This window comes from Pseudomonas sp. SB113 (assembly GCF_040754745.1).
GTDB classification, from domain to species: domain Bacteria; phylum Pseudomonadota; class Gammaproteobacteria; order Pseudomonadales; family Pseudomonadaceae; genus Aquipseudomonas; species Aquipseudomonas grimontii.
The window spans coordinates 1-25,577 of sequence record NZ_JBFMHW010000019.1; the positions used below are offsets into that span (position 1 = coordinate 1).

At 60.0% G+C, this 25,577-nt stretch carries 29 protein-coding genes, 1 tRNA gene, 1 pseudogene and 1 riboswitch; of the genes and pseudogenes, 12 read left to right on the top strand and 19 right to left on the bottom strand.

Annotation, left to right across the window (positions count from 1 at the left end; translation table 11 throughout):
• Positions 1-51: 51 nt before the first annotated feature.
• The 3 genes from AB1462_RS22505 to uvrB form a co-directional block, all read right to left on the bottom strand.
• Positions 52-127: transfer RNA gene (locus tag AB1462_RS22505), tRNA-Ala, on the bottom strand.
• Between the two features lie 147 nt (positions 128-274).
• The gene (gene gltX, locus AB1462_RS22510; RefSeq protein ID WP_259191957.1) at positions 275-1,756 is read right to left on the bottom strand and encodes a glutamate--tRNA ligase; all 1,482 of its coding nucleotides are present in this window, start codon (positions 1,754-1,756) and stop codon (positions 275-277) included.
• Positions 1,757-2,154: 398 nt separating this feature from the next.
• The gene (gene uvrB, locus AB1462_RS22515; RefSeq protein ID WP_027604059.1) at positions 2,155-4,170 is read right to left on the bottom strand and encodes an excinuclease ABC subunit UvrB; all 2,016 of its coding nucleotides are present in this window, start codon (positions 4,168-4,170) and stop codon (positions 2,155-2,157) included.
• Positions 4,171-4,513: 343 nt separating this feature from the next.
• Between uvrB and AB1462_RS22520 the strand changes: the two genes are divergently transcribed.
• Together AB1462_RS22520 and AB1462_RS22525 are read left to right on the top strand one after the other, a co-directional pair.
• Complete coding sequence (locus tag AB1462_RS22520) at positions 4,514-5,710, top strand: amino acid aminotransferase (protein WP_259191958.1); 1,197 nt, start codon at positions 4,514-4,516, stop codon at positions 5,708-5,710.
• A gap of 111 nt (positions 5,711-5,821) precedes the next feature.
• On the top strand, positions 5,822-6,031 hold the full coding sequence (locus AB1462_RS22525; protein WP_074847327.1) for a hypothetical protein: 210 nt from the start codon (positions 5,822-5,824) through the stop codon (positions 6,029-6,031).
• Between the two features lie 47 nt (positions 6,032-6,078).
• On the opposite strand, the gene AB1462_RS22530 is transcribed toward AB1462_RS22525, so the two are convergent.
• Entirely contained in the window at positions 6,079-6,951 is an 873-nt protein-coding gene (locus AB1462_RS22530) for a LysR family transcriptional regulator (protein ID WP_259191959.1), read from the bottom strand.
• A 103-nt stretch (positions 6,952-7,054) separates the two neighbouring features.
• Here AB1462_RS22530 and AB1462_RS22535 point away from each other — a divergent pair, with 103 nt between their 5' ends.
• Positions 7,055-8,446 (top strand): aldehyde dehydrogenase family protein, encoded by a 1,392-nt coding sequence (locus AB1462_RS22535; RefSeq protein WP_367247966.1) that lies wholly within the window; start codon positions 7,055-7,057, stop codon positions 8,444-8,446.
• A 60-nt stretch (positions 8,447-8,506) separates the two neighbouring features.
• On the opposite strand, the gene AB1462_RS22540 is transcribed toward AB1462_RS22535, so the two are convergent.
• Complete coding sequence (locus tag AB1462_RS22540) at positions 8,507-8,809, bottom strand: protealysin inhibitor emfourin (RefSeq protein WP_090406709.1); 303 nt, start codon at positions 8,807-8,809, stop codon at positions 8,507-8,509.
• 28 nt (positions 8,810-8,837) lie between these two features.
• Positions 8,838-9,899, bottom strand: coding sequence for a M4 family metallopeptidase (locus AB1462_RS22545; protein WP_090406712.1), 1,062 nt, complete (start codon positions 9,897-9,899; stop codon positions 8,838-8,840).
• 133 nt (positions 9,900-10,032) lie between these two features.
• On the opposite strand from AB1462_RS22545, the gene AB1462_RS22550 reads away from it, so the two are divergent.
• From AB1462_RS22550 to AB1462_RS22565, 4 genes are all read left to right on the top strand, one after another.
• Positions 10,033-10,962: a DNA/RNA non-specific endonuclease gene (locus AB1462_RS22550; RefSeq protein WP_367247967.1), complete on the top strand. Its 930-nt coding sequence runs from the start codon at positions 10,033-10,035 to the stop codon at positions 10,960-10,962.
• 36 nt (positions 10,963-10,998) lie between these two features.
• Positions 10,999-11,193: riboswitch (cobalamin riboswitch) on the top strand.
• A gap of 115 nt (positions 11,194-11,308) precedes the next feature.
• Entirely contained in the window at positions 11,309-12,319 is a 1,011-nt protein-coding gene (locus tag AB1462_RS22555) for an ABC transporter substrate-binding protein (RefSeq protein ID WP_367247968.1), read from the top strand.
• Positions 12,316-13,320, top strand: coding sequence for an iron ABC transporter permease (locus AB1462_RS22560; protein WP_090406721.1), 1,005 nt, complete (start codon positions 12,316-12,318; stop codon positions 13,318-13,320). The genes AB1462_RS22555 and AB1462_RS22560 overlap by 4 nt, the downstream gene beginning before the upstream one ends.
• Positions 13,317-14,081 carry an ABC transporter ATP-binding protein gene (locus tag AB1462_RS22565; protein WP_090406724.1) on the top strand — a complete coding sequence of 255 codons (765 nt, stop codon included), beginning with the start codon at positions 13,317-13,319 and terminating at the stop codon, positions 14,079-14,081. Before AB1462_RS22560 ends, AB1462_RS22565 begins: the two co-directional genes overlap by 4 nt.
• Positions 14,082-14,172: 91 nt before the next feature.
• Here AB1462_RS22565 and AB1462_RS22570 read toward each other — a convergent pair whose 3' ends face one another.
• Complete coding sequence (locus AB1462_RS22570) at positions 14,173-14,304, bottom strand: hypothetical protein (RefSeq protein ID WP_367247969.1); 132 nt, start codon at positions 14,302-14,304, stop codon at positions 14,173-14,175.
• Complete coding sequence (locus tag AB1462_RS22575) at positions 14,301-14,525, bottom strand: hypothetical protein (protein WP_090406727.1); 225 nt, start codon at positions 14,523-14,525, stop codon at positions 14,301-14,303. The genes AB1462_RS22570 and AB1462_RS22575 overlap by 4 nt, the downstream gene beginning before the upstream one ends.
• A 192-nt stretch (positions 14,526-14,717) precedes the next feature.
• Between AB1462_RS22575 and AB1462_RS22580 the strand changes: the two genes are divergently transcribed.
• Complete coding sequence (locus tag AB1462_RS22580; protein WP_259191966.1) at positions 14,718-15,176, top strand: DUF6678 family protein; 459 nt, start codon at positions 14,718-14,720, stop codon at positions 15,174-15,176.
• Here the strand turns inward: AB1462_RS22580 and AB1462_RS22585 are convergent.
• The 3 genes from AB1462_RS22585 to AB1462_RS22595 form a co-directional block, all read right to left on the bottom strand.
• A complete protein-coding gene (locus tag AB1462_RS22585; protein WP_367247970.1) occupies positions 15,152-16,096 on the bottom strand; it encodes an alpha/beta hydrolase fold domain-containing protein in 945 nt (314 codons plus the stop codon). The two genes, AB1462_RS22580 and AB1462_RS22585, sit on opposite strands and share 25 nt — an antisense overlap.
• On the bottom strand, positions 16,096-16,536 hold the full coding sequence (locus AB1462_RS22590; RefSeq protein WP_367247971.1) for a TspO/MBR family protein: 441 nt from the start codon (positions 16,534-16,536) through the stop codon (positions 16,096-16,098). Before AB1462_RS22590 ends, AB1462_RS22585 begins: the two co-directional genes overlap by 1 nt.
• Positions 16,537-16,669: 133 nt before the next feature.
• The gene (locus AB1462_RS22595) at positions 16,670-17,239 is read right to left on the bottom strand and encodes a nucleotidyltransferase family protein (protein WP_259191967.1); all 570 of its coding nucleotides are present in this window, start codon (positions 17,237-17,239) and stop codon (positions 16,670-16,672) included.
• A 135-nt stretch (positions 17,240-17,374) separates the two neighbouring features.
• Between AB1462_RS22595 and chrA the strand changes: the two genes are divergently transcribed.
• Together chrA and AB1462_RS22605 are read left to right on the top strand one after the other, a co-directional pair.
• The gene (gene chrA, locus AB1462_RS22600; protein ID WP_259191968.1) at positions 17,375-18,583 is read left to right on the top strand and encodes a chromate efflux transporter; all 1,209 of its coding nucleotides are present in this window, start codon (positions 17,375-17,377) and stop codon (positions 18,581-18,583) included.
• A gap of 313 nt (positions 18,584-18,896) precedes the next feature.
• Positions 18,897-19,136: a DUF6124 family protein gene (locus AB1462_RS22605; protein ID WP_367247972.1), complete on the top strand. Its 240-nt coding sequence runs from the start codon at positions 18,897-18,899 to the stop codon at positions 19,134-19,136.
• Between the two features lie 3 nt (positions 19,137-19,139).
• Here the strand turns inward: AB1462_RS22605 and AB1462_RS22610 are convergent, their stop codons facing one another.
• From AB1462_RS22610 to AB1462_RS22630, 5 genes and pseudogenes are all read right to left on the bottom strand, one after another.
• On the bottom strand, positions 19,140-19,373 hold the full coding sequence (locus AB1462_RS22610; protein WP_131699760.1) for a hypothetical protein: 234 nt from the start codon (positions 19,371-19,373) through the stop codon (positions 19,140-19,142).
• Between the two features lie 187 nt (positions 19,374-19,560).
• On the bottom strand, positions 19,561-19,953 hold the full coding sequence (locus AB1462_RS22615; protein WP_259191973.1) for a VOC family protein: 393 nt from the start codon (positions 19,951-19,953) through the stop codon (positions 19,561-19,563).
• A gap of 226 nt (positions 19,954-20,179) precedes the next feature.
• A pseudogene (locus AB1462_RS22620) lies at positions 20,180-20,302 on the bottom strand (ASCH domain-containing protein); the annotation flags it as partial.
• Positions 20,303-20,366: 64 nt separating this feature from the next.
• Positions 20,367-20,585: a hypothetical protein gene (locus AB1462_RS22625; RefSeq protein ID WP_367247973.1), complete on the bottom strand. Its 219-nt coding sequence runs from the start codon at positions 20,583-20,585 to the stop codon at positions 20,367-20,369.
• 204 nt (positions 20,586-20,789) lie between these two features.
• Positions 20,790-21,245, bottom strand: coding sequence for a hypothetical protein (locus tag AB1462_RS22630; protein ID WP_186731515.1), 456 nt, complete (start codon positions 21,243-21,245; stop codon positions 20,790-20,792).
• 247 nt (positions 21,246-21,492) lie between these two features.
• On the opposite strand from AB1462_RS22630, the gene AB1462_RS22635 reads away from it, so the two are divergent.
• Positions 21,493-22,650: a tetratricopeptide repeat protein gene (locus AB1462_RS22635; RefSeq protein ID WP_367247974.1), complete on the top strand. Its 1,158-nt coding sequence runs from the start codon at positions 21,493-21,495 to the stop codon at positions 22,648-22,650.
• A gap of 113 nt (positions 22,651-22,763) precedes the next feature.
• Here AB1462_RS22635 and AB1462_RS22640 read toward each other — a convergent pair whose 3' ends face one another.
• From AB1462_RS22640 to AB1462_RS22650, 3 genes are all read right to left on the bottom strand, one after another.
• The gene (locus AB1462_RS22640) at positions 22,764-23,450 is read right to left on the bottom strand and encodes a tetratricopeptide repeat protein (RefSeq protein WP_090406756.1); all 687 of its coding nucleotides are present in this window, start codon (positions 23,448-23,450) and stop codon (positions 22,764-22,766) included.
• 14 nt (positions 23,451-23,464) lie between these two features.
• A complete protein-coding gene (locus AB1462_RS22645; protein WP_367247975.1) occupies positions 23,465-24,136 on the bottom strand; it encodes a hypothetical protein in 672 nt (223 codons plus the stop codon).
• A 156-nt stretch (positions 24,137-24,292) separates the two neighbouring features.
• Positions 24,293-24,775: a GNAT family N-acetyltransferase gene (locus AB1462_RS22650; RefSeq protein WP_367247976.1), complete on the bottom strand. Its 483-nt coding sequence runs from the start codon at positions 24,773-24,775 to the stop codon at positions 24,293-24,295.
• A gap of 244 nt (positions 24,776-25,019) precedes the next feature.
• Here AB1462_RS22650 and AB1462_RS22655 point away from each other — a divergent pair, with 244 nt between their 5' ends.
• The gene (locus tag AB1462_RS22655) at positions 25,020-25,496 is read left to right on the top strand and encodes a hypothetical protein (protein ID WP_143513892.1); all 477 of its coding nucleotides are present in this window, start codon (positions 25,020-25,022) and stop codon (positions 25,494-25,496) included.
• Positions 25,497-25,577 lie beyond the last annotated feature (81 nt).

A 25,577-nucleotide genomic window follows, 5' to 3' on the forward strand; every position in this document is an offset into this window, starting at 1 on the left:
TGAGACCTGATCAATTCAAGGACGGTGTGGCCAGACCTTGAACCTGCAAATTGGTGGAGCTAAACGGGATCGAACCGTTGACCTCTTGCATGCCATGCAAGCGCTCTCCCAGCTGAGCTATAGCCCCTCATCGGTGAGGACGGGGCGAATCTTAATGGCGGTTTGGAAGTGTGTCAAATTTATTTTCAACATTTTCAAAAGTTTTTTGCCGGGATAACAATCACTTACCGACGAAACCCCGGAAAACCGGGGTTTCGTCGCTGCAACAGACCGCTTAAGCGATGGCGCCCAACAGTTTTTCCCACTCTTTGTTTTCTTTCTTCGATACACCGCCAAGCAAATCAAGGGCTTGGCGCAGGCGGAAACGAGTCAGGTCCGGGCCGAGAATTTCCATCGCATCGAGCACCGACACCGAACTGGCCTGCCCGGTGATCGCGGCAAACATCAGCGGCATGGCATCGCGCAATTTCAACTCCAGGGACTCGACCACCGCCTGGATCGTCGCTGTGATCGCGTCCTTCTCCCACAGGCGCAGGCTTTCCAGCTTCCACAGGATCAACTGCATCAGCTGGCGAACCTGGTCGCCCGAGAGTTTCTTCGATTCGAACAGCTTGGCATCCGGGGTGACGCCACCGGCAAAGAAGAAGCTGGCCAACGGTGCGACCTGGCTGAACGTCTCCACCCTGCCCTGCACCAACGGCGCGATCTTCATCATGTATTCAGGGTTCAGCGCCCATTGCTGCACGCGGCTGGCGAACTCTTCCACCGGCAAATCACGCAGCCACTGGCCATTGAGCCACGAGAGTTTCTCGATATCGAAGATCGGCCCGCCCAGGGACACGCGGGACAAGTCAAAGTTATCGACCATTTCCTGCAGCGAGAACTTCTCGCGCTCGTCCGGCATCGACCAGCCCATACGGCCCAGGTAGTTGAGCATCGCTTCGGGCATGAAGCCCATGCGCTCGTAGAACGTCACCGAGGTCGGGTTCTTGCGCTTGGACAGCTTGCTCTTGTCCGGGTTACGCAGCAGCGGCATGTAGCACAGTTGTGGCTGTTCCCAACCGAAGTACTCGTAAAGCAGGATCAGCTTCGGCGCCGATGGCAGCCATTCTTCACCGCGCAATACGTGGGTGATCCCCATCAAGTGGTCGTCGACCACGTTGGCCAGGAAGTACGTCGGCAGGCCGTCGGTCTTCATCAACACCTGCATGTCCATGCGATCCCACGGGATCTCGACGTCACCGCGCAGCATGTCCGGCACCACGCACACGCCTTCGCTCGGCACCTTCATGCGGATCACATGAGGTTCGCCAGCGGCCAGGCGCCGGGCCACTTCCTCGGGAGGCAGCAGCAGCGCGCGGCCATCGTAGCGTGGGGTTTCGCCACGGGCCTGTTGCTCGGCGCGCATCTGGTCGAGTTCTTCTGCGGTGCAGAAGCATGGGAACGCATGCCCCATGTCGACCAATTGCTGGGTGTACTGCTTGTAGATGTCGCTACGCTCGCTCTGGCGATATGGACCGTGCGGGCCACCGACGTCCGGGCCTTCGGCCCAGGTAATGCCCAACCAGCGCAAGGCATCGAAAATCTGCTGTTCCGACTCGCGGGTGGAGCGCAGTTGGTCGGTGTCTTCGATCCGCAGGATGAATTCACCGCCGTGCTGCTTGGCAAAGCAGTAGTTGAACAAGGCGATGTAGGCAGTGCCGACGTGGGGATCCCCAGTAGGCGATGGCGCGATGCGCGTGCGGACGGTGGTCATGGCAGGTCTCGAATGGGCGATATAACTGAAATTGAAACAAGGGGCGAATGGTAACAGCATGGGTGATTTCTGGAAAACCGAGGCGCAACCATCGGGGGCAAGCCCCCTCCCACATTTGACGGTGTTCACAAGTCAACGTGTGGGAGGGGGCTTGCCCCCGATGAGCATGGGTATCTACACAACTTCAATAGAATAGTGCGTAGCAGCTGTCGAGCCTTGGCGAGGCTGCGTCAGGCGCGCTGCCGATTCAGGCTCGAGGCGCGGCCGACGCTGCCTCGCTTGCGCTCGGCAGCTGCTACGGATTTGCGCGGTGTTGGATAAGGCGGTATCTACACAGAAGGCTCGCTCAAGTTGTGTAGATACCCATGCCTCGATGAGGCCGGTCCAGCCACCGCAGATCAGACAGCCAGCAACCGCTCACGCAACTTGCCAATCTCATCCCGAGTCTGCGCCGCAGCTTCAAACTCCAGATCCCGCGCCAACTGGTACATCTTCTCTTCCAGCTGGCGGATACGCTTGGTGATCTCACTCGGCGAGCGCAGTTCGTTCTCGTACTTGGCGCTCTCTTCGGCGGCCTTGGCCATGCCCTTGCGCTTCTTGCTGCGCGAGCCCGGCACGGTGGCGCCTTCCATGATGTCGGCAACGTCCTTGAACACGCCTTTGGGCGTAATGCCGTTTTCGAGGTTGAAGGCAATTTGCTTGTCACGACGACGCTGCGTCTCGCCAATTGCCCGTTCCATGGAACCGGTGATGCGATCCGCGTAGAGAATCGCCCGGCCGTTGAGGTTACGCGCCGCACGGCCGATGGTCTGGATCAACGAGCGCTCGGAACGCAGGAAGCCCTCCTTGTCCGCATCGAGAATCGCCACCAACGACACTTCCGGCATGTCCAGGCCTTCGCGCAGCAGGTTGATGCCCACCAGTACATCAAAGGTACCCAGGCGCAGGTCGCGGATGATCTCCACGCGCTCCACGGTGTCGATGTCCGAGTGCAGGTAGCGCACGCGCACGCCGTGGTCGGCGAGGTAGTCGGTCAAATCTTCGGACATGCGCTTGGTCAGCGTGGTGACCAGCACCCGCTCTTCCAGCGCCACACGCTTAGTGATTTCCGAAAGCAAGTCGTCAACCTGAGTCAGCGCCGGGCGGATTTCGATTTCCGGGTCGACCAGGCCAGTCGGACGCACCAATTGCTCGATCACACGGCCGGCATGCTCGGCCTCGTAGTTGCCCGGCGTGGCCGACACAAAGATGGTCTGCGGGCTGATGGCTTCCCACTCGTCGAAGCGCATTGGCCGGTTGTCCAGCGCCGACGGCAGACGGAAGCCGTACTCCACCAAGGTTTCCTTACGCGAGCGGTCGCCCTTATACATGGCGCCCACTTGCGGCACGCTGACGTGGGACTCGTCGATCACCAGCAGCGCATCGTCGGGCAGGTAGTCGTAGAGGGTCGGCGGCGGCGCGCCGGACTCACGGCCCGACAGGTAGCGCGAGTAGTTTTCGATACCGTTGCAGTAACCCAGTTCGAGGATCATCTCCAGGTCAAAGCGCGTGCGTTGCTCCAGGCGCTGGGCTTCCACCAGCTTGTTGTTGGCGCGCAAGTACTCCAGGCGTTCGGCCAGCTCGACCTTGATGCCCTCGATGGCGCCCATCAGGGTTTCGCGTGGGGTCACATAGTGGCTTTTCGGATAGAAGGTGAAGCGCGGCAGCTTGCGGATCACTTCGCCGGTCAACGGGTCAAAGGCCGACAGGCTCTCGACTTCATCGTCAAACAGCTCGATGCGGATCGCTTCCAGGTCGGATTCGGCCGGGTAGATGTCGATCACATCGCCACGCACGCGGAAGGTCGCGCGGGCAAAATCCATGTCGTTGCGGGTGTATTGCAGGCTCGTCAGGCGGCGCAGCAGCTCGCGCTGGTCGAGTTTGTCGCCGCGATCCACGTGCAACACCATCTTCAAATACGTTTCCGGGCTGCCCAGGCCGTAGATGCACGACACCGTGGTGACGATGATCGCGTCCTTGCGCTCCAGCAACGCCTTGGTCGCCGACAGCCGCATCTGCTCGATGTGGTCGTTGATCGACGCATCCTTCTCGATAAAGGTATCGGAAGACGGCACATACGCTTCGGGCTGGTAGTAGTCGTAGTAGGAAACGAAGTACTCCACCGCGTTGTTCGGGAAGAACGCCTTGAACTCGCCGTACAACTGCGCGGCCAGGGTCTTGTTCGGTGCCAGCACCAGCGTCGGGCGGTTGATCTGCGCGATCACGTTGGCGATGCTGAAGGTCTTGCCCGAACCGGTCACCCCGAGCAGCGTCTGGTGCGCCAGGCCGGCCTCGATGCCTTCGACCATCTGGCGAATGGCCTCGGGCTGGTCGCCGGCAGGTTCAAAGCGGGTGACTAGTTGGAAATCCGACATAACGTACCTCTTGAAGTCACCCCAGACTGTAAACCCGTCGGGGACGAAAAAGACCACAACCCGCAAAGTTTCAGAGCAGGTCGTAGGAAAAAACCATGATAGCTGTAGAAGTGGTGGCGAATGTGACGGGTTTCAAGGCAATCGTCCTGCCCGCCGTGGTTGACCGATGTTGCAATAAGACTAACGGTCGGCAAATAAACCGAAAAACTTGGCCGAAAAGCCGTTTCGGTTGTCGCCCTGAGCGGTGATGGCCTCTATACTAGCTCCCCGTTTGTGCACCGCTCTAGTGCATTCGGCTGGAGCGCGACACGTCCCTCCCTTCCCCCATAGAGCTGCCGCAAAAATGAGCCTGTTCTCCGCTGTCGAAATGGCACCACGCGATCCAATCCTGGGCCTCAACGAAGCATTCAACGCCGATACACGAACCACCAAGGTCAACCTTGGCGTGGGCGTTTACTGCAACGAGGAGGGGAAGATTCCACTCTTGCGTGCCGTTGCCGAAGCGGAAGCCATTCGCGTGGCGCAACACGCCGCCCGTGGCTACTTGCCGATCGACGGCATCGCCGCCTACGACAAGGCTGTGCAAACCCTGCTGTTCGGCACCGACTCGCCACTGCTCGAAGCTGGCCGTGTAGTGACCGTGCAAGCCGTTGGCGGCACCGGCGCCCTGAAAATCGGCGCTGACTTCCTCAAGCAGCTGCTGCCCGACGCCGTCGTCGCCATCAGCGACCCGAGCTGGGAAAACCACCGCGCTCTGTTCGAAACCGCCGGTTTCCCGGTGCAGAACTATCGCTACTACGACGCCGCCACCCACGACGTGAACCGCGCCGGCCTGCTCGAAGACCTCAACGCCCTGCCGCCCCAGTCCATCGTCGTGCTGCACGCCTGCTGCCATAACCCGACCGGCGTCGACCTGAGCCCGGCCGACTGGCAACAAGTACTGGACGTGGTCAAGGCCAAGAACCTGGTGCCGTTCCTCGACATGGCCTACCAGGGCTTTGGCGACGGTATCCACGAAGACGCCGCCGCCGTGCGCCTGTTCGCCGAATCGGGCCTGACCTTCTTTGTCTCCAGCTCGTTCTCCAAGTCGTTCTCCCTGTACGGCGAGCGTGTGGGCGCGCTGTCCATCATTGGCGACTCCAAGGAAGAAAGCGCGCGCATCCTGTCCCAGGTCAAGCGTGTGATCCGCACCAACTACTCCAACCCGCCAACCCACGGCGCAGCGATTGTTGCCGCGGTGCTGAACAGCCCTGAGCTGCGCGCTCAGTGGGAAGCCGAACTGGCCGAGATGCGCCTGCGCATCCGGGGCATGCGTGAGCAGATGGTTGCCGAATTGGCCAAGGCTGCTCCGGGCCACGACTTCAGCTTCGTCGGTCGCCAACGTGGGATGTTCTCCTACTCCGGCCTGACCGTTGAGCAAGTCACCCGCCTGCGCAGCGAGTTTGGTATCTACGCGCTGGATACCGGGCGTATCTGTGTGGCGGCGTTGAACCAGTCGAACATTGCTGCGGTAACAAAGGCGATTGTTCAGGTTCTATAAGCCTGACGGCGTTATACGAAGGGAAGCCGTGGCTTCCCTTTTTAATGCCTGTCGGAAAACACCCTGCTCCCCTAGACTGAGCACCGATTGCCCTTTTGCTGTGAGAGCCCTATGAAAAACGACGACCTGAACCTGCACGCCGATCCCGACGACCAGGAGCACTTCACCCCGCGCGCGCCGCAAGCCAAGCGCCAGAAAAGCCTGGTGCTGCAAGTGGCGCTGGGTGTGTTCCTGGGTGGCCTGGCGTTGTGGCTGGTGCAGTTGGGCGCCACGGCGATCATGGCCAAATTGGCCATGGGCACCTTCCAGTTCGGCGGCTAAATCTCGACGCGAGCTGCGGTAGCTACAGGATTTGCGCGGTGACCGATCTACGCCAGCGTCAAGCCTTGCTCCTCCAGCAACTTCACAAAGCTGTTCAAACTCTGCGACACCGTGCCACGCCGCCAGATCAGCCAGGTATGCAGCGTGCGAAAACTGTCCGTCAGCGGCCACACGCTCACCGTGGTAAACCCCGGCATGCTTTCCAGCATGCTGCGTGGCATCAGCGCCAGGCCGGCCCCGGCGCTGACGCAAGCGAGCATGCCGTGGTAGGACTCCATCTCGAAGATCCTCCCCGGCACCGCGCCGTCCTGTGAAAACCAACGCTCGAAATGGTGCCGGTAGGAACAGTTGGAGCGAAAGGTGTAGATGCTCTCCCCATTCACATCCTGCCCTCGCGTGATCGGCGCGTGGTGCAACGGCGCAATCACCACCATCTCCTCCTCGAACACCGCCACGCCTTCCAAGGTGGCATGCAATACCGGCCCATCGACAAACGCCGCCGCCAGCCGTCCCGACAACACCCCCTCGATCATCGTGCCTGAAGGCCCGGTACTCAGGTCCAGTTCGACCTTGGTGTGCTTCTGGTTGTACGCCGCCAGCAGCGCCGGGATACGCACCGCCGCCGTGCTTTCCAGGGAGCCGAGGGCAAACGCGCCCTGGGGCTCCTCCCCTGCCACTGTCGCGCGGGCTTCCTGCACCAGGTCGAGAATGCGCCGCGCGTAGCCGAGGAAATTCCACCCGGCGGGCGACAGGCGCAGGCGACTCTTCTCACGAATGAACAACTCCACGCCCAAATCCTGCTCCAGTTGCTTGATGCGCGTGGTCAGGTTCGACGGCACCCGATGAATCAATTGCGCGGCGGCGCTGATGCTGCCCTGCTCGGCAACGGCCTTGAAGATTTCCAGCTGCACCAGGTCCAAGTCATTCTCCAATCGTGAACGTATCGATCAATATTATTCAGTTTCCAGAAAACATACATCCCCGTAGGCTGAACCCATTCCACACATTCAGCCGGACGGTGCCATGAACGCTATTTCTCACCAGACCCACGCCCTGTCGATCAACCCCGCCACCGGCGAAACAGTCGGCAGCTACCCCTACGAAACCGCGTCGCAACTGGACGCCGCCCTCGACCGCGCCACCGCAGCCTTCCGCACCTGGCGCCGCCAGCCGGTGAGCCAGCGTGCCGAATTGCTACTGGCCCTCGCCGGAGCCCTGCGCGATCAAGCCGAAGAGATGGCGCAGATGATCACCCTGGAAATGGGCAAGCCCATCACCCAGGCGCGTGCCGAAATCGAAAAATGCGCCCAGCTCAGCGAATGGTACGCCGCCCACGGCCCGGCCATGCTGGCCCCGGAACCGACCCTGGTGGACAACGGCAGCGCCCAGATCGAATACCGCCCGCTGGGCCCGATCCTCGCCGTGATGCCGTGGAACTTCCCGGTGTGGCAAGTGCTGCGCGGCGCCGTGCCGACCCTGCTCGCCGGCAACACCTACGTGCTCAAACACGCGCCGAACGTGATGGGCAGTGCGTACCTGATGAAAACAGCGCTGCAAAAAGCCGGTTTCCCTGAAGGCCTGTTCGAAGTCATCAACGTGACCACCGACGGCGTGTCCACCGCCATCGCCGACCCGCGCATCGCCGCCGTCACCCTCACCGGCAGCGTACGCGCCGGCATGGCCATCGGCTCCCAGGCAGGGGCTGCGCTGAAGAAATGCGTGCTGGAACTGGGCGGCTCCGACCCGTTCATCGTGCTCAACGACGCCGACCTCGACGCCGCCGTCCAGGCCGCCGTGATCGGCCGCTTCCAGAACAGCGGCCAGGTGTGCGCCGCCGCCAAGCGCCTGATCATCGAAGCTGGCGTAGTGGACGCCTTCACCGCCAGGTTCGTCGAAGCCAGCCGTGCGCTGGTGATGGGCGACCCGACATCGGCCAACACCTACGTCGGCCCCATGGCACGCTTCGACCTGCGCGACGAGTTGCACGGCCAGGTCCAGGCCACCCTGGAAGAAGGCGCCACCCTGCTGCTGGGCGGGCACAAAGTCGCCGGCGCCGCCAACTACTATGAGCCGACCGTACTGGCCGACGTCACCGACCAGATGACCTCGTTCAAACAGGAACTGTTTGGCCCGGTGGCCTCGATCATCACCGCCCGCGACGCCGACCACGCCGTGGCCCTGGCCAATGACAGCGAGTTCGGCCTCACCGCCAGCATCTTCACCACCGATCCGGCCAAGGCCCGCGACATTGCCAACCAGCTGGAAACCGGCGGGATCTTCGTCAATGCGTTCAGCGTGTCCGACCCTCGGGTGGCGTTTGGCGGCGTGAAGAAAAGCGGGTTCGGCCGCGAGTTGTCGCACTTTGGCGTGCGCGAGTTCTGCAATGCCCAGACCGTATGGCTGGATCGCAAATAATTCAAGACAACACAGCACCTGTGGCGAGGGAGCTTGCTCCCGCAGGGCTGCGCAGCAGCCCTAGCGAATATGCCGCCGCACACATTGCACCAGCCCATCCAGCGCCTGTGACTTCACCGGCGCCAGCACGCAGACCGTGTGTTCGCGCTCTCCTTCCGTCACGGTCAGGGTGTAATGCACCTGGCCTGGGTTGCCGGGTTCCGGCGCCGTGCTTTGCGGCAACTGAAAGAAGTCTGATTTCTCGATCAGTTGCCGCAACTCTTGCTGGTCCGGCTCGGGCAGCGTGTCCAATTGCACGGTACGAGGTTTGGCCAGGCCCGGAAAAAACGCCGGTCCGCCGATTTCCTTGATCGAAATTTGCATGGCTGTTCCTCACTGCCCAAGCGTGTTGTTACACAGAAATGCCGACCGCTTTCCAGCCCTCCTTGACCGCCTTCTGCTCATCCTTGTTCACGCCATAAAGTCGCCCGGCGACATCGTAAGTGATGCGCGCGAAACGCAGGAACCCCGAGTTTGGCCGCAACCGTGCATCGCGCAGTGCGTCATACCAGATGCGCCCTGCGCGCTCCCAGGCAAACCCGCCTATCTTCGTCGCCACCTGATAGAACGCATGGTTGGGAATGCCGGAATTGATATGCACGCCGCCATTATCCTCGTAGGTCTGTACAAAATCATCCATATGCCCTGGCTGGGGGTCCTTGCCCAGCAGCTTGTCATCGAACGCCGTACCCGGTGCCTTCATCGAACGCAGGGCGGTGCCTTTGATTTTCTTGGTAAACAGCCCTTTGCCGATCAACCAGTCGGCGTCCTGGGCCTTTTGCTTCAAGGCATATTGCTTGATCAGTGAGCCGAACACGTCCGACAGCGACTCGTTCAAGGCACCGGACTGATTGAAATACATCAGCTTGGCCTCATCCTCGGTGACACCGTGGGCCAATTCATGGCCAATCACGTCAAGCGCCACTGTGAACCGATTGAATAGCTGCTGATCGCCATCCCCAAACACCATCTGGGTCGAGTTCCAGAACGCATTGTTATAGTTCTGGCCAAAGTGCACGGTGGCGTCCAGCGCCATGCCGGCATCGTCGATGGAGTTGCGATCAAAGACCTGGTCGAAAAAATCGAACGTGGCGCCCAGCCCGTCGTAGGCTTCGTCCACTGCGGCGTCACCACTGGCGGGCTGGCCTTCGCCACGGATCAGCTTGCCAGGCAGGCTGTCGCTGCCCTCGGCGCTGTAGATCGAGCGCCGTTTGTCGGCGCCCATGGCCAGGGCCATATGGGCGGCCCCCCTGGCCGGCACCGCGACCATACGCAGCGAGCGGAAGGTGCTGTCTTTGGCACGGGTACGCAGCGCGATCTCGCGTTGGGCTTTATCACCGTTGCGCGCGATCTGGTCGAGCATATACGGCGGGATCAGGCAAAAAATCGGGTTGCGCTGTTGGCGAACACACATAGGCTGGCTCCTTGTTGGCGTGTGGCGAACGTCCGGGTAACCGTTTCAGGGTAGCCGACGGTGACTGCTTGGCCCAAATTGTCATGAAGCTATGTTGCAGTCGTGTTTATCCAAGGACCGCGAGGAACTACCGATGCCCGCACGTAAAGCCAAAATCGACCTTTCGCACCGCCCAAGACTCGCCGATCTGCGCCCGTTGATCGCGGTCAATCCCAGCCTTTTGGAAGCCCGGGCGGCGACGCCCCGTGTCACCCCCGCCAAGGATCTACAGGACCGACAGGGCTACGCCGAGGATTTTCTCAGCAGCTTCGCGGTGCCCTGGCCCAGCGCCGATGAGGCATTGGCGGATGACGTACAACCGCTGCGGCTGGACTACACGCATTTCTCGGTGACGATGTCACGTTCCCGACGACTGGCGCTCTACGTGGGCGTCAATATCGACGGCGGGCAGCATGTGGAGATTATCCGCAGCAACGACACCTGGGCCTACGATGGTCGCCTGCCGATCAGCGCGCAGGTGGGCGAAGTGCTCTACACCAACAATGGACTGGATCGCGGCCACCTGGTGCGCCGGCAGGACCCGAACTGGGGCGATGAGGCAAAAACAGCCAACATCGACACCTTCCATTTCACCAACTGCTCGCCGCAGATGAGCGGGTTCAACCAAAAGACCTGGCTGGAACTCGAAGACTACATTCTCAACAATACGCAACGCTGGAAAGCCCGGGCAACGGTGTTCAGCGGCCCGGTGTTCGCCGACGACGATCGCCTCTACCGTGGCATCAGAATCCCCAAGGCGTTCTGGAAAGTGGTGGCCTACCTCAGCGACGACGGCAAGCCCTCCGCCAGTGCCTACATGATCGACCAAAGCCGCGAACTGGGTCAGCTCGACCTGATGTTCGGCCAGGTCAGGACCTACCAACGCAGCGTGATCCAGATAGAACAATTGACCGGCATCCGTTTCGCCAACCTCGCGGACTACGACGGTTTCAGCAACGAAGAGCGCGCCACGGGCACGCGGATTGAAGCGCTGATCCGAGGGCCTGAGGATATTCGTCTTTGATCGGGCGCTCTCCGGGCTGTATCGCCTCGTCCTAATCAACTACCATACCGCGCCGGTTCCCGAACGGGACTAATAGGGAATTCGAAGCGCGGTATCGCGCGTCAATCGAAGCTGCCCCCGCAACTGTAGGTGCCGAGCCTGCTCCCCACTGCCACTGGACCGCGTCCGGGAAGGCCGGAGCGTGGCGATGACGCATCAGTCAGGAGACCTGCCGGCCCAGCACAATCACTAACCGGCGGGGTGTCCGGGAAGGACATCCTTGCCTGCCCGTTCGGCAGCGTTCGAGGGCGTATTTCCGAACCGTACCTCCCCTGTTTACACGTACGGTCCACACGGAGATTGCCGCATGCTGCCACGCGTTACCGCCCTGATCGGCGGCCTGGGTTTCTGCGCCCTGGCCCACGCCGCACCCACGCATTACCCGCTGACGCTGGAAAACTGCGGCAGCACCCTCACCTTCCAGCAGGCGCCCACGCGCAGCGTGACCATCGGCCAGGCCGCCACCGAAATGCTCTATGCCCTCGGCGTGGCTGACCGCGTGGTGGGCACTTCGCTGTGGTTCAACAGCGTGTTGCCGCAGTTCAAGGCCCAGAACGACAGCATCGAGCGCCTTGCCAATAACGAGCCAAGCTTCGAAGCGGTGATCGCCAAGCGCCCGCAACTGGTGGCCGCCGAACTGGAGTGGGTCGTGGGCCCGCAAGGCGTGGTCGGCACCCGCGAGCAGTTTCACGAACTGAAGATCCCCACCTACCTGCTGCCCTCCGACTGCGAAGGCAAGGACAACCTGGTGGGCGCCGACGGCACGCGGCTGGAGCCGTTCCGTATCGAGACGATCTACAAGAGCATCCGCCAGCTGGCACAGATCTTCGATGTACAGGATCGCGGCCAACAACTGAACGACGCGCTCAAGGCGCGGTTGACCAAATCCGTGGCCACCGTACAAAGCAAAGGCCTCAAGCACGCCAGCGCGCTGGTGTGGTTCTCCAGTTCCGAAATGGGCAGCGACCCGTACGTGGCCGGCCACAAAGGCATCCCCGAGTTCATGCTCGAAACCCTCGGCCTGCACAACGTGGTGCAATCCGACGAAGAGTGGCCCGCCGTCGGCTGGGAAACCATCGCCAAGGCCAACCCGACCTTCCTGGTGATCGCCCGCATGGACCGCCGCCGCTACCCCGCCGACGACCATGAAAAGAAACTCGCCTTCCTGCGCAGCGACCCGGTCACGCGCAACATGGACGCCGTGAAAAACAACCGCATCATCATCCTCGACGCCCTGGCGCTGCAAGCCAGCATCCGCATGTTCGATGGCCTTGAACACCTGGCCACGGCCATCGACGGCTACGACCTGCCGCAATGATCCGGACATTACTCGCCCTGGCGCTATTGCTGATCGCCGTGCTCGCCGGCGTGGCCATCGGCGAAACCGCCATCTCGCCCCAGGTGGTGCTGCAGGTGCTCGCCAACAAACTGTGGGCGGCCGGTTACGTGTTGGACCCGATCGATGAAGGCGTGGTGTGGAACTACCGCCTCACCCGCGCCCTGGTTGCCGCCGCCTGCGGTGCGGGGCTGGCCACCTGCGGGGTGATTTTGCAGTCGTTGCTGCGCAACCCACTGGCCGATCCCTACCTGCTGGGCATCAGCGCCGGCGCTTCGACCGGCGCGGTGCTGGTGGCGCTGATGGGCGTGGGCGGCGGCCTGATTTCACTCTCGGCCGGCGCCTTTGTCGGCGCGATGGCGGCGTTTGCCCTGGTGATCCTGCTGGCGCGGGCCAGTGGTTCGTCCAGCGGCACCGGGCAGATCATCCTCGCGGGCATCGCCGGCTCGCAGCTGTTCAACGCGCTCACGGCGTTCCTGATCACCAAATCAGCCAGCTCCGAACAGGCGCGCGGCATCATGTTCTGGCTGCTGGGCAACCTCAGCGGCGTGCGCTGGCCGTCGGTGTGGCTGGCAGTGCCGGTGGCGGTCACGGGCTTGGCGGTATGCCTGTGGCATCGTCGCGCGTTGGATGCGTTTACCTTCGGTACGGATTCGGCCGCGTCCCTGGGCATCCCGGTGCGCCGCGTGCAGTTCGTGCTGGTGGGTTGCGCGGCGCTGGTGACCGCAGTGATGGTGTCCATCGTCGGTGCCATTGGCTTTGTCGGCCTGGTGATCCCCCACGCGGTGCGCCTGCTGCTCGGCACCGGGCATTCGCGCCTGCTGCCGGCGAGTGCGCTGGGAGGTGCATTGTTTTTGATCGCGGCAGACGTGCTGTCGCGCACCTTGATCAAGGGCCAGGTGATTCCGGTCGGCGTGGTGACGGCCTTGGTGGGCGCGCCGGTGTTTGCGCTGATCCTGATTGGCCGGAGGAATGCGCGATGAGCGTACTGAGTTGCACCGGCCTGGGCTTCAAGGTGCGTGAGGCCGAGTTGCTGCGTGATATTCACCTGGAGGTTCAGTTGGGTGAAACCCTGGGGATTGTCGGGCCGAATGGCTCCGGCAAATCCACCCTGCTCAAACTGCTCGCCGGGCTGCGCACTCCGGCCAGCGGCGATGTGCGCCTGGGCGGCCAACGCCTGGGCGACCTGTCCCGCCGCGCCATCGCACAACAACTGGCGGTGGTGGAACAACAGGCCGACACCGACGACGCCATCCGCGTGTTCGACGCTGTGGCCCTGGGCCGTACACCGTGGCTGTCGGCGCTGAGCCCGTGGTCCAGCGAAGACGACGCCATCGTGCGCCAGGCCCTGCACGACGTGGACGCCACCCACCTGAGCCACCGTGCCTGGCGCAGCCTCTCCGGCGGCGAGCGCCAACGCGTGCACATCGCCCGCGCCCTGGCGCAACGGCCACAGATCCTGTTGCTGGATGAGCCGACCAATCACTTGGACATCCAGCATCAACTGGCGATTTTGAAAGGTGTGCAAGGGTTACCCGTGACCACCCTGATCGCCCTGCATGATCTGAACCAGGCGCTGACCTGTGATCGCCTGGCCATACTGGATCGTGGGCGCCTGGTAGCGCTGGGCAAGCCGCTGGACGTGCTGACGCCACAGCGCTTGCAGGAGACATTCGGGGTGCAGGCGCATTACCTGACGGACCCGTTCGATGGGGCGCAGATACTGCGGTTGCGGCCTAACTGAACAGCACATATCCACTCCCTCAAACCCTTGGCAAATCCAGAAACCAATCGCCCCCGGTAGAAACGGATGGGTGTACATAGGTTGCTTCAAATCACGCCAGGTCCGTCGGCATCCCGGCTGCGCTGAGCATCGGGAAAAGCTCGGCACGGGCCTGCAGGACGAAGATCAGCGTTTCAGGGATGTCGGCTGCGCTGACGGCCTGAATGGTCGGCCTTGGGTTCATACAACCTCAATCTGCGTAATCCCCACCCACTTCGCCTGCTCCAGAATCTCCTCCGGGGTCGCATCCGCAGGGGGCATGATCAGGCCATTCTCCGCATCACCGAAATGCAACTGCAGCAAGTGCAACGCCGCATCATGCAAGGGCAATTCAGGATGCTTGAGTTCGAACACATGGCTACGGGGTTCATCGTTGAACAGGTAGTTCAGGGTGTATGTGCGCATGGTGGGGTCCTTCTATATGGGAGAGGAGTATCGGACAAACCTGACCATGTGATCAGCTTTAAGTTGCCTATCCGCTTACGACGAAGATAATCAGGTAACCCTTTCAGACAATTCCGAGCGGCACAAAAAAGAAAAATCAATATCCTGGATCGCCATCCAATGGCTGGGGCCGCGCAGTGACGTGTCAATCGAATGAGTGAGTCGACAGCGATGAATATGAGTGAGCTACCAGGGCCCGGCGCCCGACAGAATGATAAAAACCGGAAGATCATCCAGGCCACCGTTGCAGCGAGAAACCTGGCAAGCGCGGCGAACAATACCAAGTGGAACGAGCTGATCACCCACTTCCGCCAGCGCAGCGGTTGGCAGCCGTCCTATCGTTCCAAATCCATCACAGGCTATATCTCGGAATGGGACGTGGAGTGGTTTTATCACTTGCCGTTCCCATTTGCTTACGTCGAATGGTTCGACATCGGCTTGTGGCAAGCAGCGCCCTCTTTGGGAGTGCTACTCCCCCAAACATACATTGACCATACCGAAGAAATATCGAAAGTCGTCGCGCAGATTGGATTCGAGTTTGAAGTGCAAGCCGACGTTCTGAGAATTTGGGGCTACCTTCCAAAATCCTACGAAGACTTTCCGCCTGCATAAGATGAAACATCGATGAGCCGAGTAATCCACTCTCGGCTATAGACAAGCACGCGTCCCCCCATCGCCACCGGAAAATGAATAAATCCATGGGCCGACTCCGGCAACAGGTGTGCTTCAGCGCTGGGCCACCGCTCAGCAATCAACAGCGTGTCATCCTTGAGCGGGTCCAACTCCCCCACAAACATCAACGCCGGGGGCAAGCCGGTAAGGTCACCATACAACGGCGATAACGGCGGCTGCCGGCGCTCATCATCACTCAGCCCCGGCGTGAGCATGCGCAACGCCTCCACCATCCCCGGTCCATCCAAAAGCAACGTCTCCGGCCCCGCAGCGCGTACGCTCGGTGTGCCGGCCAGGTCATAAACGCCGTAATACAACACCGCGCCGCTTACGCGCTGAAGCAGTTCAGGCCATTGCTTGAGCGCCAGCAGCGTCGCCGCCGCCAGATGCCCACCGGCCGATTCGCCGACGACGATGACCGGCAGGCCGGCAAACTCGTCTGCGCTGAGCAACCAATGCGCGGCGGCCAAACAGTCCGCCATCAGCCCCTCGACCGGCGTATCCACCGCCAACCGATAATCCACCGACACCACCGCCACGTCACACGCCTGCAGCATGCCCAGGTTGAGGTCGTCATCCATCTGCGCATTGCCGATCACCCAGCCGCCGCCGTGGATATCCAGCACTACGCCCTTGGGCTTGCCGCTTGGCCGCAGGATGCGCACGGGGACGTTATCGACAACCCTGCTTTCAGCCGGTGTGGCGCGCTTGATCGTTTGGCTGACGCGCAACAACGCCTGGATCAAACGCGGCGTGATGCGGTTGCGGATCTTGAAGCGCGGCAGCCAGGCGAGCTTCTGATTGAAGCGGCGCATCTGGGCCAGTTCCGCCTCGCTGGCGGGCCAGGGTTGGTGGGCCATCAGCGGTTATTGCGAAGGATCGAGAAATTCAATGCCGCCGCCACACACAGCCACGCCAGGTACGGGAACAGGATCAGGCCGGTGATCAGGTCCAGGCGCACGGCCAATACCACCATCGCCGCCACGGTGATCCACAGCAACACGATGATCACCATCCCGGCGAGCAGGCGATGCGCGCCGAAAAACACCGGCGTCCATAGGGTGTTCAAGGCAATTTGCGCGGCCCACAACGCCAGCACCATTTGGCTGCCGGGGATCAGGCTCAAGCGATAACCGGCCCAGGCCAGCAACAGGTAGATGAGCGTCCACGCGACCGGGAACAGCCAATTGGGCGGAGTGAAGCTCGGTTTAACGAGGGACTCGTACCAGGCGCCGGGCTTGAAAATAATGCCGCTACTGGCAGCGGCGGCGCAGGCTAGCAGGAAGATAAAGAAGGTCATCGTCTGTCCTTGGCGGGAGTGGTTTGAACCTTGGACGTGCAGCACCCACGTAAAAGTTCAGCGCAAATCAACGGTAGGAGCGAGCTTGCTCGCGAAAATCGCCAACGATAACGCAGCGCCCCAGCCAAAGCATTCAGGCATCCCCAACCCCTACAATCCTCAGCCAAGGCCAGCGCGCCTGATAACTGCGCGCCTTCTGCTCAAACAACGCCTGCTCCGGATGGAGTGGATTAATCCGCAAAATCCCCAGCTCCACATCCTCCAACCCATACGGCGCGTACACCTCGCCCGTGGCAATCTCCAAGCCGATACACGTACCGGCCACCAGATAACGATCGACCCCGTCGCGCGCTGAATGCAACTGCGGATAAGGCCGACCAAAGCGCTGCCCGTACCAAAGGTGCACCCGCGCCTGGTTCTTGACCTCGACATTGACGCCCAGGTCTTTGAACAGCTCGTCCGCCGCACGAATCACCGCGTCTTCCGCCTCGTAGGACACGTCGGTATCGAAGTAAAAAACGTCGTAGTCCTTCACGCCCTGATCGGCAGGCAAATTCGCCTGATGGTTCCAAACCGCCTGAAACAGACACCCCGCCGTGAGCATGCACTGGTCCACCCCAAGGTCAGGCAGGCGCGCAGTGATTTCGGCGTTGATGGGGTTGGCCATGGCCAGCTCGAGCAGGGTTTCGACAGTCAATGTCATGCTGACTCCTTCGTCATCGGTACGGTCCTGGGGAGCAACGGTACAACATTGAGCGCTGTCGCTGGCGCCTCTTCTTCACGTCACTAAAATTCGCTAAGGTGCCTCGATGCCCTGCCCTCATCGAGATCGCCCACCTTGGCCCACTCCCCCGCTGATCGCCGCGAAAATCCCTGGTCGGTGTTTCTGATTTTCCTGCGCCTGGGGCTTACCTCCTTTGGCGGCCCGATTGCGCACCTGGGTTATTTCCGCGAGGAATTCGTGACACGGCGGCGCTGGCTGAGCGAGCGCAGTTACGCGGATTTGGTCGCACTGTGCCAATTTCTGCCCGGCCCGGCCAGCAGCCAGGTGGGCATCGCGCTCGGCCTGTCGCGCGCGGGCTATGGCGGCGCGTTGGCGGCGTGGCTCGGGTTTACCCTGCCGTCGGCCGTGGTGCTGATTTTGTTGGCGCTGGGCATCGCCCGGCACAGCACCGCCATCCCGCCCGGAACGCTGCATGGCCTCAAAGTCGTGGCCGTCGCCGTGGTCGCCCAGGCCGTGTGGGGCATGGCGCGCAACCTATGCACCGACGCCCCACGCGTGGCCGTGATGCTGCTCGCCGCCTGCGTGGCCCTGCTGCAAACGTCGGCGTGGGGCCAGGTCGGCGTGATCGTCGTCGCGGGCGTGGCCGGCCTGCTGCTGTTCAAGCCCACACCGCCCACCGCGCACGACGCCCTGCCCGTGACCATCAGCCGTCGCGCCGGGACGCTGTGGCTGTCGCTGTTTGTGCTGTTGCTGGCCGGCCTGCCGATCCTCGCCCAGTTGACTCCCAACGCAACCCTGGCCGTGACCGACGCCTTCTACCGCACCGGCTCGCTGGTATTCGGCGGCGGCCACGTGGTGCTGCCCTTGCTGCAAGCCGAAGTCGTGCCCCGCCACTGGGTGAACAACGACGTGTTCCTCGCTGGCTACGGCGCGGCCCAAGCCATGCCGGGCCCGTTGTTCACTTTCGCCGCCTTCCTCGGCGCCTCGCTGAACCAAGCCCCAACCGGCTGGCTCGGCGGCCTGCTCTGCCTGCTGGCGATCTTCGTCCCATCGTTTTTATTGGTGATGGGCGCACTGCCCTTCTGGGAAAGCCTGCGCCGCAGCCCCCATACCCAAGCCGCCCTGGTGGGTGTGAACGCAGCGGTCGTCGGCCTGTTGCTGGCGGCGCTGTACCAACCGGTGTGGACCAGCGCCATCTTCACCGTCCAGGACTTCGCCCTGGCACTGATTGGCCTGGCGGCGCTGATGCTGTGGAAACTGCCACCGTGGCTGGTGGTTGTAGGAAGCGGCGCGGCGGGTTGGTTATTAAGTCTGACGGTGTGAGCCGCACAGTCACCGCGCCTTGCTCCCTTGCCTACGCTTGCGTCAGAATCCGCCGGCTTGTGCGCTGGGATGGCCGTCTCTAAGGTGGCTCGGTCGCCGAATCTCTCGGGGATCGGGTTTAGTAGCCTGAGTTGGGTATCAAAAAAGTGCATGAACGTCATCACTCAGACATTGCGTTTGTGCTTGATGGTGGCTGTGCGTAGGGCGCCTCCGGGCGCGCCGGCTTTGATATCCACCGGTCTACTAACCTGCGTACAGCTGCCACCTTTTTGTTTAGTAGCGACGAGGTGACAGCCCACATTTGGATATCGTTATGTCTCAAGTCAAACCTGATTCAACCGCTCTCTTCAGCGTCGCTCCCGACGCCAGCAACGAAACCCTCATCACCAACAGCTACGAAACCTTCGCCTCAGTCAGCACGCTGCTGCTCGACTTGTCCGAAGACCTATGCGGCAAACACCGCGACATCGCCCTCGCTATCCACCGACTGAGCGAGCTGGGCGTACTCCTCACTGCCAAATTGCTCGACCGCGAAGCGCCCTGCTCCGGTTAATGCCTAGCCCTTCAATTCACTAGAACGATTACTCGCCGCGTCGTCGTAAGCCACATACAACGACTCGGCGATTTGGCTCTTGATGGCTTTGGTGGATTCCAGACCGAGCACAAAACCTTCAGCCTTGCCGCCAGCGCGGTTGAGTTCTTCATGGGTGGCGGCACCGGTGATGGCGTCGAGGAGCTTGGCGGCGTGAGGGCCTACGCCTTTGGGGAGGGAGATTTGGTCGATGGTCATTGGGATGCCTTAAAAACTGAGGAACGGCAGCGCATAGAACCGCTCCCGGGGAGGTATGGTAGACCGGTACGGGCACAAAAGGGCCGATTTCATCCCTAATTCACTTTCCGTCTGCATTGGTGGGCAACCCTGCGCGACCACGAAGTTGCAAATAAATCCATCCCCTTTTAGACACCCTCCACTTGACCTACTCCGGATCGTGGCAACAGACGCAAAGCTTGTTTCCTTCAGGGTCTCGAAAGTACGCGCCATAAAAATTCGGGTGGTATTCGGGTCGCAGGCCGGGAGCGCCTTCGCATGTTCCACCCAATGCCAACGCCAAGGCATGGGCGTTGTGTACGGTCTGTCGATTAGGTGCCAGCAGAGCAATCATTTGCCCATGTCCTGGCGTCGCGGATTCGCCGCCGAACGGTTTGCCCACCACAAAAAGAGGGCGTTCAGTCTCCGGGTGTTTCCAGCCAGCCCATGGGCGTTCACGTTCAGTGAACTTGAGATCAAGTCCGAGGATCTGCATGAGCCCTTGATAAAACACAAGTGCTCGACTGAAGTCATTCACTCCGATGAATACATGTGAAATCATTTTTTGTCCTAAACAGAGTAAGCCTTCTCGCACCATACCAAGCATTTTCAGGCTGTTTTCAACTCCGAGCCTGAAACGTACTCCGTCGGTCGTGGAAGCTGTGTTTACACGCCTGCTCTTCTCACTTATTGCTTGTCCTGCGGTCATCGGTAGAGTTTGAAAAGCGTTACACCGCAAGCTTGGAGACGGCCTAAAAAACTCGGGACGATTCAGAGCGCTTTGTCTTTTACAATACTTCCACCAACTCAAATTCTTCTGCCACAAGTTCCATAGCCTCGTCGAACGAGCCCTCTCTCTGGAAAAAAACTTTATGACCCTGCATCCAGTAACTGAGGCTGAGATCCCCTTCACCTTCCTTGCAAGGTCATGATCTACGTCGCAATAACGAATTATACGCATCGACACAACTCTAATTACACATACAGGTTCGCCCTTACTGTTGAGGATGATGCCGTAACCGCCAATAGTGGGGGCTCATCTTCATGTTTGAATGACGAAAATGAACTACACGCAGCCGTTTTTATTCCTTTAGCAACAAGTTCAGCCAGCTCATCCGCCATTTCTGGAGCATCCCCAAATGGCCATGAAATGGCCCCGGGGTACTTAACTTTTAAATCATCAATGATATTCATAACGAAATCCCGTTAAATCCTGTCATTTGCTACAGCATTAGCACTCATAAATCGTCACGATCAAGGCCGACGCGAAACTCAATGGCTGGAATTCTTTATTCTGGACCAACGTCGTATCTTCGGACCAGGTATTACAAGTAACCTCTTCGGTGTTCCAATTTACAAAAGGCAGTAATCGACCCAAAGCCGACATAACTCCGTGCATTATCGTTTTTCCACAACAACCACATAATCGGAGAAGTCGACATCACCCACCCCGTCGCTACATTCCAACGTCATCGTGCCATCGGTCCCGTGGACGTGAATTCCAGCATTGCCAACCCATGCATTCATGCCAAAAGCGCTCTTCCAGACGTTCCAGATTTTTAGAACGTTTCCACCTTTAGAAAACACTTCTATCTCCAAAGCATCGGGACTGGTATCAGACCACAAAACTATTTCGGGACAGCCGTTGCCAGAGCCTTCGACGACGATTTGCCCGCCCATCATCTTTAATGCCAATCCTTGCACTCGACCGTTCGTAGCGCCCAATCGACGAACTGAAAAGACGGTTCTGGGCTCTGTGATCTTGATCTCCATGATCGCAACGACAGTTTTTCCATTGAAACTTATGGGCTTCCCTTTGGTGCGCATAAATGTCGAGGAAAGTGTTTCTTCCATTTTTAGATCCCCGGAGTCTCTCAGGTGCCTTGCCTCAGTTTGGCTTAGCGAGGTTAGCATCCCTATACCTTAAGGGGTTATGAATGGCTGCTCCTGGCCGAAAGCGATCCTGACCTTCACTGCATTTGCCCTGCTGGGCGCGATGTACCATCGCCATCAACGCCTACATGGGCCTGCACATGCGCCGCTGGTTCGCAGCGCCGTACGCGGTTAAACCTGTTGTAGAAAGGCATCTATGCCCCGGCGCGTGAGCATCGCTACACTGCTCACCCACACCTCACGAATGGATTCGAAATTGCGCCGGTTTGTCGTTCCTTTGGTTGCGTTGCTCCTGGGCTATCTGGCCTATCTTTTAATCACGTTCGCTATCACCGTATGGCGCAGTCCGCACAGCGTCACGCTGCTGATGGGTGCGGTCTATGACGAAGGCCTGGTGGTCGATAAAAACCCGGTCAAGGCTGCAGCGTGGTATTTGCGCGCTGCTGAAAACGGCGAACCTGTCGCTGAGTATAAAACCGGCCTTTTCACTTACTACGGGCGCGGCGTAGCGGTGAATCATTCCAAGGGCCTGGAGTGGATCACTCGGTCGGCCGAGCATGGAAACCCGGATGCCCAGTATTTCCTGGGTATTTCCAATATTGCAGGCCAGGATCAACCCAGGAGTTTCTCCCAGGCAGCCATGTGGTTTCAAAAAGCCGCCGAACAAGGACATGCCAGAGCACAAGGAGACCTCGCGAGGCTTTACTACCGAGGTGACGGCGTTGAGGCGAGCGACCAGCAGGCGTTCGCATGGGCAAGCAAGGGCAGTGCTCAAGGAGATGCCGAGTCACTCATACAGCTGGCAACGCTTTACGCACAGGGCAGAGGCGCGCCGGTCGATCTTGAGCGCTCGGTCAAGCTACTTGCTCAGGCGGCCGAGACCGGCAATGCCAAAGCTTACGAAATGATGGGCCTCGCGATGCTCAGTGGTAACGGCACACCCAAGGATGTACCCGCCGCCGTGCAGTGGTATACCCGTGCTGCCGAGCAAGGTCGGGCCGATGCGCAGTTCATTCTCGGCTACCTCTACAACAAGGGTGATGAAATACCGGCCGACTACCCGACAGCGAACCGGTGGTTGCTCAAGGCTGCGGCGCAAGGACACGCGTTTGCAACCGCCCTCCTCGCTGTGCAGATGGACACCGGCCGAGGTTTCGAACGTAACAAGCTCAAGGCATGCGGACTTTTGCGCGTAGCGTTGAAACGCAAGCTACCGAGAAATGAAGATGACATGCGCGGCCAGCTTGAGCACGAAGAAAAGGCCCTTTCACCCAGCCAACTGGCCGAGGTTGCGGCGCTGGAAAACCTCTATTCAACTCCGGAAGGACTCGAACAACTGTTGGCAGATATAACGAACGTGCAGTAAGCAGACGAACGTAAACGCCATATCAAACCAAGCCTTCACGATCAAATTGCCTACGCATGCGTCTGAACCCGCCGGCTTATCCAGACAACGTGCCCCCTCAGCAGGTGCTCCAATTACGGCAAGGAAACCTTGTATTCGGCGAGCTTGGCCTTGTGCTCCGCCTGCACGTACTTCTTGTTGACCATCTGCGAGAACTTCATGAAGTCGGCCTTGGCGTCTTCCCTGTTGCCCAAATGGTCGTACGCGATCCCGCGCGCGTAATAGGCCCAGGCATAGTCCGGCTGGCGCTGAAGGCCGGTACTGAATGCTTCAGCGGCCTCCCGGTACTGACCCAGGTCTGTCAGTGCGAGGCCCAGATGATAGTAGGTCGGCATATTGAAGCCGGTCCCCTTTCCTGCTTCTCCCATGCCGTTGTCAAGGTTGTACTGCACGAGCTCAAGGGCTTTTTTCGGGTTACCAGCGGCACGATACATGGCGCTCAAGTCCAGGTAGGCGCGCGGCTCAGGCTTGACCAACAGTTGCATGGATTTCTCCTTGGCGGCCAAGGCTTCGGGAAAGCGCTTGAGGTTGAGGTAGGCGTCGGCCTGCACCGCATAGATCAAACTATGCAGCGAGGCAGGCAGCGTAGCTTTCTGCAGGCACAGATCACCTTCCTGCAGCACCAGAGGGTAGTTTTCGGCTTTGGATGCCTTCAACTGATTAGCGCAGTGGGCAAGGTTGGCTTTTTGCGGGTTCTGCATCCCTGCACAACCTGTGAGGATGACGGAGCAGGCAATCAGTGCGAGCCAGCGAGTCTTCATGATAAGCATCCTTGTCAGTCAAGCAGATGAGCGTTGAGGTCAGGGCGATAGACCTGCAACAGCGGCGCGGTCACGGTGCCTTGCAGCGAGCAGAACACGGTGGTGTGTCCCACGAGCGACGGTGACGTGTCGCCTGCGTCGACCATCAGCACGCGGTCTACGAAACCAAACGGCGTAGCGACGCCAGGGCCGGTCAGCCCTTCGGTGCGCCATTGGCCGATCGGGTCACCGACACGGCGAATTTCGGCGCGAGTAATGGCTTTGCCCTGACTGACAAAGCGTGCGTTATCAACGATCAGTGGCTTGAGCTTTGCGGCCACCTCTTGCGGCGAGCCATCGGCTACAAAACCCCAGAACAGAAAATTGCCGACGTCCTTGATGGTTTGGGCCTGGTTGTAATAGCCGACCATACGCACGCCGTTAACGATCAGGGGCGTTTCGAAGTGTTGGTAAGTGCCACCTTCCTGCAGCGGACTCATGATGGTCGGTGCCTTGACCGAGCCGTAGTCACTCAGGCGCAAGGTGCCTGCTGGCAGACGGGCGTCGCGCAGGCTCTCGAAGAAATGCGCATCGCAACGAGAGAACTCCGTCAGCAGTTGTTCAGGCGTGATGACGGTCTGGGCCTGGGCTGTGCAGACGGCGCCGAAGGCGAGCAAAGCAACGCCGGAAAAAAGAGAGCGGAACATTAAAATCATCCGTGAAGTGGAAACAAAAGCTGTCGGCCGGTGAGTTGAGAACTTTAGCAATACAGGCTTGCGGGAGAAATCCAGCTTCTCATGTTTTGGCTGAACGCAGGCATGGCGCGAATGTCAGACCCCGGTCTCCACGCACGCGCCATCCAACTAGCCCGCCGGCCCCGCCACCGCCCTGTTCGGGCGAACATAATAATTGTCGAACTCACTGCTTTCGACGAATTGGAAGCCGTGGCGGGTATAAAAGCGATTCGACGCGCTTTCTTTAAGAGCCCCCACTTTAATAGGGAGTGCAGCGTTATCCGCCTCTTGGAAAACCTGAATGAGCACTGCCGCGCCGATCCCCGATCCTTGCGCGCTCGGCCTCACATATAAGTGGTCGAGCAGGAATTCATTCGGATGACGCTGAACGGCTACAAAACCCACCCTCTCTCCAGACACCTCAATGTAACGTGTGTCGCGGGCCTCAAAGCCGCTGACAAACCGCTCGCGAGCGCGTACCGGGTCGAATCGCCCGACGCGCTCCAGACTTTCACGCATGGCTTCAATTCGAAGGGCGACAAGATCGTCCAAGTCGCTTTGTTGAGTTGGGACCAGGACCATCGGGGAATTTTGATTGAGGGTGACAGGCATATTTTGCGCTCTGAACATGGCGGTTCAAACATGACGTCGAGCCACAATCGCGTCAACTGATCGCATCCGCAGCTTGAACCTTTTCTCACTGTCTACACACACCGCATGAGCCTCTCACAGATTCAGCCTGCTGCGATTGAAGCGCGCCGTTATTCCGAATCCATCTGCCGACCTGTCAACATTCACAGTATCCGCCCCGGCTGTCACCGTTCAGAGTAAAGACTACTCAGCCGAGGACTTCACCATGCACATCTCCAGTTCGAGCCTACTGCCCATTCGCGCCGCATCGATGATTTTGCTGTGCTCTGCGGTACTGGTCAGCCTTGCAGCCTGTACATCGAGTTCTAATACCAACACGGCCGGCAGCATGTGCCCGGGCATTGGAAGCATCCAGCAGACCAAAGCGGAAGACGGCTATAGCTACACCGCCATCTCGCCCGGCAGCGGCTGGAGAGGTGAGAACCCCTATGCGCAAGAGCACTACCTCAAAGGAATGAAATTCGAGTCGGCCGCTATTCGCACTGCACAAAGCAAAGGCGAGCCCGAATATTATTTCGTAGCCTGTGACTACGAAGGGCCGGAGCAGTTTGCGTTTTTGAGAATGTCTCAGCGCTTCCCTGTACGACCTCGCGCAGTAGGCCCTAATTGGACGGCAGACGACTTCTGCCGAGCAGATTCAGTGCACGGTTGCCAATTCACAATATTCACCGAAGTACCGTGATCGATCTTCGCTGTGAGGTGATACTCCAAGCGAGAAACGGCAGGCTGGGCCTGCCAACTCAGCGCGCGCACTGCTAATCTT